This is a genomic window from Glutamicibacter protophormiae, from assembly GCF_016894325.1.
Lineage (GTDB): Bacteria > Actinomycetota > Actinomycetes > Actinomycetales > Micrococcaceae > Glutamicibacter > Glutamicibacter protophormiae.
In genome coordinates this window covers 874,265-886,892 of the sequence record NZ_CP069806.1, presented here as the reverse complement: position 1 = coordinate 886,892, position 12,628 = coordinate 874,265, and the positions used below count along the sequence as shown (strand labels likewise).

Sequence of the window (12,628 nt, the reverse complement as noted above, 5' to 3'; positions counted from 1 at the left end):
CAACTGAACTTTAATACCAAGAAAGCGCCGCAGCAGCGACGCTTGGAAAATGGTTCCGCCCCTAGGATTCGAACCTAGAATGCACAGCTCCAAAGGCTGGCGTGTTGCCATTACACCAGGGCGGAAAATGTTCTCAGCGGGTAAACCAGCCAAGCACGCTCATTATTCTGCCATGCCCGGCGGTGCTGTGTGAAATCGCAAAACACCGTATTGAGACTCACTTTTATTCTCTGCTTTATTGCAAGCGCACCACGGTCGGAACTTTGGAAAACAGGTGATTATCACAGCTTGGTCTTTCGATTTGCCCCGGAAAGTAAACTGGAGACGTGGCACATTTACTCGGGGGCGAAGCCCTGCATCTGGAATATCCAACCCACGTTGTCTTTGACTCGGTCACCATCGGCATTTCCGATGGCGACCGCATTGGACTCGTGGGACGCAACGGCGAAGGCAAGTCCTCGTTGCTTGGCATGCTCTCCGGCAAGATCGAGCCGAATTCGGGACGCGTGACCCAGCGCAACGGTCTGCGGGTCGGAGCCCTGGATCAGGGCGACACCCTGGATTCGGACTTGACCATCCATTACGCAGTGGTCGGCGACATGGCCGACCACGAATGGGCTGGCGATGCCCGCACCCGCGACATCATCGCCGGGCTCGTCGCGGACCTGGACTGGGAAGCGACCGTGGGCACGCTCTCCGGCGGCCAGCGCCGCCGCGTGGCCCTGGCCGCCCTGCTGGTGCAGGACTGGGACGTCGTGATCCTCGACGAGCCGACCAACCACCTGGACGTCGAAGGCATCTCCTGGCTGGCCGAGCACATCAACAACCGCTGGTCCAAGAACACCGGCGGGCTGATGGTCGTCACCCACGACCGCTGGTTCCTCGACGCGGTGTGCACCACCACGTGGGAAGTGCACGACGGCATTGTCGAGCCCTTCGAAGGCGGCTATGCCGCCTACGTGCTGCAGCGTGTGGAACGCGACCGCATCGCGGCCGTCACCGAATCCAAGCGCCAGAACATGATGAAGAAGGAACTGGCCTGGCTGCGGCGCGGCGCACCGGCCCGAACCGCCAAGCCGAAATTCCGCATCGAGGCCGCCAACCAGCTCATCGCCGACGTGCCCCCGGTACGCAACCCGCTGGAACTCAAGCGCATGGCCACCAGCCGACTGGGCAAGGACGTCATCGACCTGCTGGACACCTCGGTGTCCTTCGGCCCGAAGCAGATCCTCAAGCCTTTCACCTGGCGCATCGGGCCCGGCGAGCGCACCGGCCTGCTGGGCGCGAACGGCGCGGGCAAGTCCACCCTGCTGGGTCTGATTGCAGGCACCGTGGAGCCCTCCAGCGGCAAGATCAAGCGCGGCAAGACCGTGAAGCTGGCCGTGCTGGACCAGCAATTCCGCGAACTGGACCAGATCGGCGAGGACTTGGTCCGCGAGGTGCTCGGCCGCTTCCGCACCACGTTCAACGTGGACGGCAAGGACCTGACCCCGGCCCAGCTGCTTGAACGCCTGGGGTTCTCCTCGGCCCACCTGTCCACCAAGGTCCGCGAGCTCTCCGGCGGCCAGCGCCGCCGCCTGCAGCTGCTGATGATCCTGATGGACGAGCCGAACGTGATGATCCTCGATGAGCCGACCAACGACGTCGACACCGACATGCTGGCCGCGTTGGAAGACCTGCTGGATTCCTGGCCGGGTACGCTGATCGTGGTGTCGCACGACCGCTACCTGCTGGAGCGCGTCACCGACCAGCAGTACGCGATCCTGGACGGGCACTTCCGTCACGTCCCGGGCGGTGTGGACGAATACCTGGCACTGCGCAGCGCCCAGGGCACTGGCTCGGGGTCCAACCCGTCGCAGTCTTCCGGCACCGATCAGGCCAAGCCCGCAGGCCCGAGCGGCGCCGAGCTGCGCGCCGCGCAGAAGGAGCTGAACGCCAACGAGCGCAAGGTCAGCCAGCTGCAAGTGAAGATCGCCAAGATCCACGAGAAGATGGCAGGCCATGACCAGTCCGACTACGAAGGCCTGGGCAAGCTCACCGCAGAAATCAGCGAATTGCAGGACCAGGTTGACGAACTGGAAGAACGCTGGCTGGAACTCTCCGAGATCGTCGGCTGACTCTGAGGAAACTTAATCCACGATGAATCGCCGTAGGGCGGAAAACGTTGGTTGCCATATGAATCTCTTTATCGAGCGTCGTTGGATGCTCAGTGTCGATTCATGGGCAACCAACGTTAGTCATTTTAGGGACGTTTGAAAGCCCGCAGTACTGCCTATGCCTGCTGCCCTTCGGCGTCGTCTTGCATGACGCCAACGTGGAAGAAGAATGAATCAGGAGATCGCAGGGTTACGACCGGGCACCCACGAAATCGAGCGCCAAGTGAAATTGGACGATTGGGGACGCGCAATACGCCAGCGTAGTCAGTTGGATCACCGCGTAGTAGTACATCGGCAAGTAATCGGTCCGAGTACGTTTGTCCTCATAGTAAGAGCGGAACTGATGTGTTCCCCCGACGAGGACCACTGCCAACGGCACTAGGCCTACTAGCGCGGGAACCCGAATTATCGCTGGTTCCGGTACAAGGAACGCGGAATTAGAGAGGTCGAGCAACTAAGGCTCCATGAATCCTTCGGGTAGCAATCACAGCAGAGCCTATCTGGGCATCTTTGCCATGACTCGCGTCAACCTTGGACCGCCTGCCAACAAACGTCGTGGATATCGGCGCCTACTAAAAACAACCCACCAATGATGCGGTGTGCGGGCACCGGCCCAGGTGCAGATGCATCGCAAGTGCGGCTTCAACCCCGTATGCTTCCAGGAGTTCACAGTGCCATCATGCCCATGCCGCCTGCAGCTCAGCTTCGATAGCGTAGGGCATCGGAGGTCGGAACGATCGTGCACGCGTCCGCTGGCGCGTTGGGCTCCTCGTGCTCGATTTCGTAGTCGCATTCGCCGCAGCGGTAATGATCATTCTCGGACATATGTTCCTGCCAAATATGCCCGCAGCTTCCACACCTGCCTTCCAACGCGCGGTGTTGTACGATACGTTTTTTCAACCACAATTTGTTTCCTCGGTTCCCTACAATCGCCCCATGGCAGATCCGCTGTTCACCCACAATAGCAATCGAGAATTGTCTGAGCGTCCAGAACTTTGCTGTCGGGAATCAAGTTGTTCACACCATTTCTTGATCGCCGGTTGGCGATACCGCGCCCACGATTCGCGGATCATCTCGGCTTCTAGGCTCGGGGCAGTCGCACGAGTTGGTACACCCTGGAATTGCTGCTCCCCGGCAATCACAAACCATCCTCTGGTTTCTAATTGCCGACGTCCTTGCCATCCTTTGGAGGTTGGCCCTATGGTCGAACTGCAGTTGGAACATCCGCAAAGAATAGAAGGCGCAGCGTCTCTCAGGATTGGCACCGCTCCAGCATGCGGTTTCGGCCGGAACTGATACGACAGAGCCCAAGTTGAATCCCGGAACTGCGATTTCCCCCCAGACGTAGGAGACCTCATGAAGATGACATTCGACGCCGAGGCGTGCGCCGCCTACATTCGACTCAGTTCAGGCGCCTCGACGGTCGCCGACTCGTGGCCCATTGAGGAGTTTATTGTGGACATCGACGACGTTATCCTCGACCTTGATCAGAACCGTCACGTACTGGGGCTCGAATTGCTCGTTAAGCAGGGCCACGGCATTGAAGCCATCCTGGCTGCAATCGCCGATGGAAGCCTCGCCGATGCACTGGCTTCCGAAGGATTCGACTGTTCTCAGTTGCGTGGGAATCCTGACATCACAGTTCAAAACATCGGATAGCTTCAATGGTGTCAGCAGAGAAGAACATACTCAGGTCTCGGGCTAGTTGGTGGTGCCTATGGGATTTCATAGCTAATGAAATTTCCCGATGGTTTTACCGTTGGATTGCTAGTTTCAGTTTGCTATGTAGACTCAGTGGCCAGGGATGTTGCTCCAACGCTCAAGATCATTTTTCTGCTGCCTCAGTTCTGGTTCCTCGCCGAAATACTCAATGAGGATATCCAAAGCTTCCAACCCCCGTTCACGCCCGATTTCATCGATTTGCCCGGTCAGGCGAAGCAAGGTGAAAGCAGCTGCCGCGACGAAAGTTGCATCCGAATACCATTCTTCTGCGTCGGGTGAATCTCCCCATTCATCTCCAGCGGGACCATCGACGATGTCCAGAACATCCGCAACAGTTGCGCCGTCGAGCAGCTCGGTACGTTTTTCGGCTGCAGCTTGCAGGGTGTCCCATCCCTCATCGGATCCGAACGGGGCAAATTCATCGGCCTGTTCTTCATAAATTGGTGCCGTGAAATGACGTGCAAAATTTTCGTGAGCTACTGGCAGCTGTTCGTCTTCCATGTTTCCCCCATGATTCAAGACCGGCTGGGAGCCGATATTCTGTCTGACTATAGCGGCTTTCCGATCAGGCGTTGTAAACCTTACTGTGAAAGCAAGGAAGCTCGAATATTCCCTCTTGCGTTCCGTCGTATTCATGAGAGCGGAAGTGCTCTGAATTAGGTTTGAACCATGGGCATCAAAGTAAGCGTTCGAGAGTTTATGGGCCTGGATTCAGCGCATCTCCATGACGGGTACTCGCAGAGCAGCCGGGGCGTGCGGATGCCGTTTTGAGAGGCCTGCGGCGCGCTGGTCGCTTACGAATCCTAGTTCGCACATACCAATTGGCATGGCATACCACCCATTGAGCCCGGACTTGATCCTCCGAAGCATTGCCCTGCGGCAATGAAAATCCCTTCAACTCGCTGTGGCTATGTGGCTCTCGGATCGCGTATGTACTAGCGAGCTGCCAAAACCGAACTTTCAAAAAATGCTGCCGACTGGTTGCCTTCTCTAGGATTGATCTGCAGGCTTCACGGAACCTGTAGCCTCATCGACCAGCTAGTCTTTCAAGATGGACCCATTGATTCAGCCTGTCTTGGATGCTTGCGGCTATCGTCTTCGCCCGTTTAACGCGGGGGACGCGCGGTTGATTCAAGAGGCTTCCTCCGATCCACTGATTCCGCTGATCACGACAGTTCCCCGCAACGGTACCCGGAAAGAAATCAGCGAATTCATCGAACGGCAGCACCACCGGCTGGTTGAACGATCCGGCTATTCGTTTGCTATCGTGGACGCCGTCTCGGATCAGGCGCTGGGCCAGATAGGACTATGGCTGAAAAATTCCAATCATGGCCGAGCCAGCATCGGCTATTGGGTTGGGCCATCGCACCGCAACAGAGGAATCGCCTCCGCTGCACTGGAAGCGATCTCGCAATGGGGGCTCGGACTGCCGGACATTCATCGCGTGGAACTCTATGTCGAGCCCTGGAACGAAGGCTCATGGAAAACAGCCGAGAACTGCGGCTACACGCGAGAAGGCCTACTGCGCAGCTGGGAAGAAATTGGTGGAGTGCGTAAGGACATGTACATGTATTTGCGGCTCGACTGAAACCAGCACTCAATTCGACAGCTACGATACCGCTGGCAACGATTACCGGTTCATGCGGGATAACCCGTTTTTGAAAAGCCGACACGACGCCCCGAAGTCATTCTCTTCAATCGTTCCGGCCCGCCAGCCGTCAGACGGTCTAAGCAACTCACCCTTAGCAAACGCACTTGGAGGACAACATATGGGATCCATGGACGAACTCATCAACCCGACTGTGATTACGCAATTGCGTACCTCGCTGCACGACGTTGCTCCTGGAAACAGGCTGGACCATCTCAAAGATTCAGCGGGACTCGTCGGCGGCATGCGTCTGCGAGACCGAGTTGATATCGTCCGGAACGCCTTGCTGAAAGACCTACCCGCGGACTTCGCCAGCACCAGAACGATCATCCACGAGGCGCTCAGCGACCCCTTGCTCACAGGCTGGATGATCTGGCCTGTTTCCGAACTCATCACCGCCAAGGCAATTGATTCCGGAGCCATCGAAGACTTCGATGCGGCCATGGAAACGCTTGCCCTGCTCACGGACAGGCTTACCTGTGAGTTCGCGATCCGCGCGATGATAATCGCTCGGCCGGAACGGGCACTCCAGCACGCGCAAGACTGGACGCAGCACGAGAATGAACACGTTCGCCGCCTGGCCACCGAAGGGACTCGCCTGTACCTCCCTTGGGCAAAACGCGTCCCCTGGCTCGTCGCCAACCCCAGGGAAACCCGCGCCATTCTCGACGCCAGCTATCGGGATCCCGCGGAATACGTTCGTCGATCGGTCGCGAACCACCTCAACGACCTCAGCCGGGCGGATCAGGAGGCCCTCATCGAGACGGCCACCGCATGGGCTGGCAACGCCGATGAAAACACCGCGTGGGTGCTTCGGCACGGATTGCGAACCTTGACCAAGCAAGGCCATCCCGAAGCGTTGTCCCTCCTCGGTTTTTCCGGTGACCATCTGTCGATCTCCGCGCCATTGCTTGCCAGTGACCGCATCGCCTGGAACGGTGAGATCGCATTCACCACACAGGTTACGAACCATAGCGGCACTGAAGCCAACGTTGCCATCGATTACAGTGTCGGGTTCCTGCGCGCAAATGGATCTCACGGAGCCAAGACATTCAAACTTGCCACACGGAAAATCGGGCCAGGCGAGACTGTCACCCTGGGCAAGACCCATTCGTTCAGGCCTATAACGACACGCAAGTACTACCCCGGGGTGCACACTGTGACAGCTCAAGCCAATGGCAAGAAATCCGATCAAACTGACTTCGCGCTTGAAGCAGAATCGGTCGAAATCAGCCGAGTGAAATAGTCTATGACCAATGCTCGTCCAGCAAATAAGCTACGACATATTTGTACTGGATCGCATTCCAAACCCACCAACTTCGGTGTCCGTATAAGGCACCTTCACCGGGCATTTTTGCGGGCGGGGTATACGGGAATCTGAAATCGTTGGAAACCCGGAGTTTCGAAAATATGCCAAGCCAACAAGACTTATGTCCCGCATGAGGACCCCCTTGCGGGCATGCGATCTGGGCTGACGCCTGTGACCGAGTGTTCAGTGCGTGCTGTATAGTTCAGAGCATGCTGACTATTGCTTCGCGTCTCGACGTGATGAACCGCCTGGGTCGTGCACTGGCCGACCCCACTCGATCCCGGATCATCTTGACCCTGCTCGACCATCCCGCTTACCCGGCGGAACTGGCCCGAGATCTGGACCTGACACGCCCGAACGTGTCCAACCACCTGGCATGCCTGCGCGATTGCGGGATCGTCGTCTCCGAGCCCGAGGGTCGTCGGACACGATATGAGATCGCCGATTCGCACCTGGCGCAGGCGCTGACGGCACTGGTCGATGCCACCCTGGCAGTGGACGAAGACGCCCCGTGCATCGATCCCGCCTGCTCGCTTCCCGGATGCGACGCAGCTGGGGTGGGCGCATGATCCTCACCTCGGTCTTGCAGGCGATGGGCCTGTTCGCAGCGACCAACATCGACGACATCATCGTGCTCTCCCTCTTCTTCGCGCGAGGGGCAGGCCAGCGCGGCACTACCGCCCGCATTCTGGCCGGCCAGTACCTCGGATTCGCCGGCATCCTCGGTGCCGCGGTCCTGGTGACCATCGGCGCCGGAACATTCCTGCCCTCGGCAGCCATCCCGTACTTCGGTCTCATCCCTCTGGGCCTCGGCCTCTGGGCCGCATGGCAGGCCTGGCACGGAGACGATGACGACGATGACGACGAGGCCAAGGTTGCCGGCAAGAAGGTCGGCGTGTGGACAGTCGCAGGCGTCACCCTTGCCAACGGCGGCGACAACATCGGCGTCTACACCCCTGTCTTCCTCAGCGTGGAACCTCTCGCAGTAGTCGCCTACTGCATCGTCTTCCTCGCGCTCGTCGCGGTCCTGGTGGCCCTGGCAAAGTTCGTCGCCACCCGCCCCCCGATCGCCGAAGTGCTCGAACGCTGGGAGCACATCCTCTTCCCCATCGTTCTCATCGGCCTCGGCATCGTGATCCTCGTCAGCGGCGGAGCCTTCGGACTCTGACGTAGCGGCAGCGATCCAAACGGCCCCGACCGGGCGCACCCCTCTCGGTTCAGACCGCGACACCAACCTGCAGCCAGTCCTGCGTGATCGCGGCAACAAGACCGCCACGGAGCGCTGCAAAAACCCCGCCACCAAGCGAACGAAGCCACAAGTTTCGGGAAAACAAAAACATTGAAAAACCGCCGATCCGAGCAGCTGCTCGGATCGGCGGTTTCCACTTCCCAAAAACGATCGTTATTGACACTCTGTTTTTTTGTTTTGTAGTCCGAGCTAACCGTTTTGTATCACTTGTTGTAGCTAGCCAATTGTCCAGACACTGTCAAGCCCCGGGTCTCATGCTTTCCATTCTCTCAAATGGGAGCAGCATGAAACCCCGGACGATTCAGGTATGTATTATTTCTGGCTAGGGCTTTGCTGAGAGTTTGATTTTGATTTGCCCCACCAAGTGAAGTTACGCCATACACGTTCTAAAGGTCCTTGTTCGAACCGTTGCTGCCAGGCCTTAGACCAAGCCCATTGCATGGCTAGGATCACTGCACATGATGCGAACGTAGTGATCCATGCCGCTACCGTACCCGATTCCCACCATCCTCCTGGCGCAAGATATTTCGCCACCATCATTAGCAGTGTGGCGGTAATGTAGTTCGTCAGTGACATTTTCCCCAGCGGTGCGAAAATTTGAGTCAATACGCGACACGCGGGGGTACGCAGCAGGGTGATGAACATGGCCACGTATCCGGCAGCCATCAACAGGGTTGGCAGCTGCCCGGGGGTGGCACTGGCATTGCCATTCTCTACGGCTTCTTTCAGCCAGAATCCGAACAAGCTCAGTGCTGCGCAGGCGAGAGCGATGAAAGCTGAAACTCTTCTGGTGTGGGTCGAGCTGGCTATACGTTCTGGGATACGTGCCTGTCCGGCTAGGAAACCAACAACGAACAGTCCCGCGATGAGCATCCAGCCGCCTACCCAGCCGCCTACTGCGATAAGTAGTGCTCCGATAATGAATAGAATCCAGCGCGCCCATTTCGCTGGAGGGAGAAACGTCATGGGGATAAGAATGAAAAAGCCACACAGTGCGTAGAGCAAGAGCACTTCGCTGGGCTGAAGTTGGCTGTGCAAGACGCCGAGTATTCCTAGCAATAGTAGACGGCGGACCAGCGCAAAGCGCGGACGGCTGGTTCGTAACGGGGCGGTGCGCCACATCATACCGAATCCGATAGCGAATAGGAGGCAAAAGAGAGGGAAGAAGTGCCCCTCAATAAGGAAATCAAGCCATTGGTAGACCTGTCCGTCTGGCCTGATCTCGTGAACTCCTACTACCTCAGGGAAGTTAACGAGAAGTATCCCCATGAGCGCGAACCCGCGGAGCGCGTCAAGTCCTTCCAATCGGGCTGTTTGTGCTGAATAATTTAGAATGTGAAGCACCTAACTGTAATTCAATAAGTGGCGGTTAGAGTACCTGCGGGAACGGAGGCAGATAACTTTGTCGCCGAAGATACGGACGGGCGCCAATGGTTCGTAAAGGTGTATCGCGATCGCAACACGATTGACCAGGACCAATCCGCAGTAGATCTAGCTATGTTCGCCTGTGCCGGGGGGAGTGCCGGTGCCATCGGTTCACCGCACCATCGCCGGTCGGGTTATCGGTGAGACTCAGGGTATGGCCTTGTCGCTTTTGGATTATATGGCTGAAACCACGACCGCAGAAGACGGGTTGATAGGCAAACGTTGGGAGAACGTGGGTCTGGTTCTTGGTAAGCTCCAGCGACTTTTAGCCCGGTACCCGTCATACCGGCCGTCACTTCGACCAGCTACAGGGATCATCGACGTTGCACGGGCACGGTTCCGCTTTGACAAGCTGATCGACGACTACCAGCGTCTGGACTCTCTGAGTTCGGATCAGCAGTGGGCGCGCTGCATTCTGCTGTGCAACGCCGCTCGCTGCTATCGAAGGCACAGGCGATCCTCGAAAGTCTCCCACTGTTGGGAATGCAAATCCTGCACGGTGATTTCGCCTCGCCGAACCTGCTAATGAGTAAAGAGAAAGTTGCAGCGGTCATTGATTTTCAACCACCAGCACCTCAATACCTTGTCTGGGAAATCGCCCGCATTGGATGCGACCCGCACACCATCATGGCTGATGGCGACTGGCTGACCGGGCTGGCCCGATTGCTTGGTGCCTACCGACAATAAAACCCTGCGGCCGCCTCCGTCGATTTACTGTCCACGGTCTCCGTAGGCTGCGCTTACACCATGGCATCTACCTATCCGCTGGTAGCGCCATTACGAAACCCTGAGGGTGCGGATTCGAGCTTGATGTACGGCCGTTCGCGACATGAATCGCCCCTGCTGATGCTGGACACCTTGACCGACCTGGCTAACTAACGCCATAAGGCAGTACCGTCCCATAAGCTGGTCGCCATACGCGAACGCCCGTAGGAGGAACCCGGAGCGTGAACCACCCCCGTGACTACTCGGGGATATCGCTGAGCTGACTCTCGATACGATCCAGCCGTCCGGTGATGTTGCGCAAGTGCTCCACGATGAGGTTATTCGATCCATCGATCGCCGCTGCTGTCTCTTGCCGTGCTCTAGTGACGGTGCGAACCACCCAGACGGTGAGAATGACGAAGGTCGCGAGCGGTAGAACCGCAGCGAGAATAATGAGGAATACGGCGGAGGCAAGCGTCATGATGGTTCTTCTTCCTGTCGTTGATGAACGATGTGATCGATTAGGTCCGGGGTGATTTCAAAAGCGAACTGCGTGACCCAGTAATGCTTCTTCAGCCGGTTCTCTCCGGTCTGCTCCAAGTCGCTCTCGACGAGCCCGGCGGCTTCCAATCGGTTTAGATGCTGATATAGCAGCGGGCGAGACATCCTCAGCCGCCGGGCTAGTTCGCTGACGTGAGTTGGCTCCGATTTCAGTGAGGCGATGATTCGTAAACGGGGTGCACTTCCGAGAGCGCTGAGCGTCTGAGCGAGTAGTTCTGCATCCATCTCATCTCCCGACTGTTAGCAAACTATATCATATGTAACAATATGCTTACAGGGTGAATTGCGCAAGTAAGGGGCCGGGGAGGAACGCCCAGAAATGCACCCTGTGCCGGGCTGATCACTAAGCCTGTAATCGACCTGCAAATGTCTGTTCCAGATGTCGAAGATAATCTGACTCAGCGATCCGCAACACACTCCCCTTATCAAAGCTCGCAGTCCTGGGGTAGAACAGAAACTTGATACTGCAAACGAGCGTCGCTTACGTTGGACGGCTAGCTCAAAACGCACATACTCATGATCGATCCAATGCGACGGTTCATGGCGACCAATCACATTAGCGACAGCGTTAGACCACTGTCCCAGTGAGCGTTCCTCTAACGACACAGCGATACTTCTTTGACCGCTAGAGCCCGCAATTTTTGGATAAAGCACTCATCGTAGGTCGGAACTGAAGCCTAATCTCGGGCTCCTCCTTAGAGGGCAAAGGCTTGCTGTGATTGATGAACTGCGTCCTTTTAGCATCAAATCCCGGAGATATACTCACGTAGACCAGGGATGGCGAAATCAAGCAGTCCGCGGCCTGCGGGTTGGACGAGCCCGGCGTCAATGAGCCGGGCTCGGTAGTTGCCGATGGTATTTTTTGCGTCTCCGAGACGCCTGCCAATATCAGCGGTGCTCGATGGCCCATCATCTTCAGACATTGCCTGTAAGAACTCAATATCCTTGGGCGATGCCGTGGCCAATGCCGAGGCTAGGACTACGCGAGTGTTTTTCCGGTGCGCGGCAGCTAAAGCCAGTTCAACGTCTGCTGCCGTCAGCGGGGCATCTTTGAACTCCGCAATCTGCCACAAGTGGTACCCCACCAGCTGTATGAGGAATGGGTAGCCTCCGGTTGATTCGGCTGCTTTCCGAACGAGTTTCGACGAAATTGGGTGCTCCAGGCTTGCAAACGTTTCGAGGTAGGAGTCCTCAACCTCGCGGATTGCCGCGGCATGCAAGTCGATCCGGTCTGCTCTTCGGAGGAATGTTGCGACGCCCTCATTGAGCAGATCGGAGACGGAGGCGGGCAAGCCTGCAAACAATAGGGCAATTGGCGATCCTTGGCGGATAAAGTGCTGAACGAAGGCTGCCAGCTGAGCAAGTTCATCACGGTTGGCACCGTGAATCTCGTCTAGGGTGATAGCCAACCCGGTGCGCTTCTCTTCAAGCAACTGCAGCAGTTGTTCGCCCAATTGCCTCCATCCCAGTTGCTGGGCCGGAGGCAACTGAGCGGTGATCGAGAAGCCTGCGACTCCGACGCCCGTAATCCGGCGGCCTTTAGGCCCTTCTCCCAGCTCTTCAGCTGCTGAACGCATGGCTTCACCTATTCGTCCCAGGAAACCTGTCGTAGCAGTCTCCGAGACCACTAGCCATCCTTGGGCCCGCGCGAGATCTTCAGCCTCGCCGAGCATGACGGTCTTGCCGATACCGCGGGCTCCGGTGAAAATAGTGAGCAAGCCTGGGGCACCGGATCGGATCTGCAGACCGTAGGAGAACTCGTCTAATAGTCCGCTTCGGCCGATGAGCTGCGGTGGCTCGGCTCCTGCCGTGGGACGGAAAGGATTCTGAGTTATTTGCTGACTGACCAAGAT

12 protein-coding genes and 1 tRNA gene are annotated in these 12,628 nt (G+C 57.4%); 7 read left to right on the top strand and 6 right to left on the bottom strand.

Translation table 11 applies throughout. The features are described from left to right. Positions 1 to 50: 50 nt before the first annotated feature. Positions 51 to 125: transfer RNA gene (locus JQN66_RS04240), tRNA-Gln, on the bottom strand. 201 nt (positions 126 to 326) lie between these two features. On the opposite strand from JQN66_RS04240, the gene JQN66_RS04235 reads away from it, so the two are divergent. After that, positions 327 to 2,117: an ABC-F family ATP-binding cassette domain-containing protein gene (locus JQN66_RS04235; RefSeq protein WP_204676761.1), complete on the top strand. Its 1,791-nt coding sequence runs from the start codon at positions 327 to 329 to the stop codon at positions 2,115 to 2,117. A gap of 1,395 nt (positions 2,118 to 3,512) precedes the next feature. Further along, on the top strand, positions 3,513 to 3,815 hold the full coding sequence (locus JQN66_RS04230; protein WP_204676760.1) for a DUF2283 domain-containing protein: 303 nt from the start codon (positions 3,513 to 3,515) through the stop codon (positions 3,813 to 3,815). Between the two features lie 132 nt (positions 3,816 to 3,947). Here JQN66_RS04230 and JQN66_RS04225 read toward each other — a convergent pair whose 3' ends face one another. After that, entirely contained in the window at positions 3,948 to 4,379 is a 432-nt protein-coding gene (locus JQN66_RS04225) for a hypothetical protein (RefSeq protein ID WP_204676759.1), read from the bottom strand. A 550-nt stretch (positions 4,380 to 4,929) separates the two neighbouring features. Here JQN66_RS04225 and JQN66_RS04220 point away from each other — a divergent pair. The 4 genes from JQN66_RS04220 (at position 4,930) to JQN66_RS04205 (ending at position 8,003) form a co-directional block, all read left to right on the top strand. Beyond that, positions 4,930 to 5,466 carry a GNAT family N-acetyltransferase gene (locus JQN66_RS04220; protein WP_204676758.1) on the top strand — a complete coding sequence of 179 codons (537 nt, stop codon included), beginning with the start codon at positions 4,930 to 4,932 and terminating at the stop codon, positions 5,464 to 5,466. Positions 5,467 to 5,656: 190 nt separating this feature from the next. Further along, positions 5,657 to 6,772, top strand: coding sequence for a DNA alkylation repair protein (locus tag JQN66_RS04215; protein ID WP_239464139.1), 1,116 nt, complete (start codon positions 5,657 to 5,659; stop codon positions 6,770 to 6,772). A 272-nt stretch (positions 6,773 to 7,044) separates the two neighbouring features. Further along, positions 7,045 to 7,404 carry a Cd(II)/Pb(II)-sensing metalloregulatory transcriptional regulator CmtR gene (gene cmtR / locus JQN66_RS04210; RefSeq protein WP_038992393.1) on the top strand — a complete coding sequence of 120 codons (360 nt, stop codon included), beginning with the start codon at positions 7,045 to 7,047 and terminating at the stop codon, positions 7,402 to 7,404. After that, on the top strand, positions 7,401 to 8,003 hold the full coding sequence (locus JQN66_RS04205; RefSeq protein ID WP_204676756.1) for a cadmium resistance transporter: 603 nt from the start codon (positions 7,401 to 7,403) through the stop codon (positions 8,001 to 8,003). The genes cmtR and JQN66_RS04205 overlap by 4 nt, the downstream gene beginning before the upstream one ends. 393 nt (positions 8,004 to 8,396) lie before the next feature. On the opposite strand, the gene JQN66_RS04200 is transcribed toward JQN66_RS04205, so the two are convergent. Continuing rightward, positions 8,397 to 9,209 carry a DUF418 domain-containing protein gene (locus JQN66_RS04200; RefSeq protein ID WP_204676755.1) on the bottom strand — a complete coding sequence of 271 codons (813 nt, stop codon included), beginning with the start codon at positions 9,207 to 9,209 and terminating at the stop codon, positions 8,397 to 8,399. 699 nt (positions 9,210 to 9,908) lie between these two features. Here JQN66_RS04200 and JQN66_RS04195 point away from each other — a divergent pair. Then, positions 9,909 to 10,196, top strand: coding sequence for a phosphotransferase (locus JQN66_RS04195; RefSeq protein ID WP_204676754.1), 288 nt, complete (start codon positions 9,909 to 9,911; stop codon positions 10,194 to 10,196). Between the two features lie 277 nt (positions 10,197 to 10,473). Here JQN66_RS04195 and JQN66_RS04190 read toward each other — a convergent pair whose 3' ends face one another. From JQN66_RS04190 to JQN66_RS04180, 3 genes are all read right to left on the bottom strand, one after another. After that, positions 10,474 to 10,695 (bottom strand): hypothetical protein, encoded by a 222-nt coding sequence (locus tag JQN66_RS04190; protein WP_074493741.1) that lies wholly within the window; start codon positions 10,693 to 10,695, stop codon positions 10,474 to 10,476. Beyond that, on the bottom strand, positions 10,692 to 11,000 hold the full coding sequence (locus tag JQN66_RS04185) for an ArsR/SmtB family transcription factor (RefSeq protein ID WP_074493743.1): 309 nt from the start codon (positions 10,998 to 11,000) through the stop codon (positions 10,692 to 10,694). Before JQN66_RS04185 ends, JQN66_RS04190 begins: the two co-directional genes overlap by 4 nt. A 518-nt stretch (positions 11,001 to 11,518) precedes the next feature. Further along, positions 11,519 to 12,625 (bottom strand): AAA family ATPase, encoded by a 1,107-nt coding sequence (locus JQN66_RS04180; protein WP_204676753.1) that lies wholly within the window; start codon positions 12,623 to 12,625, stop codon positions 11,519 to 11,521. Positions 12,626 to 12,628 lie beyond the last annotated feature (3 nt).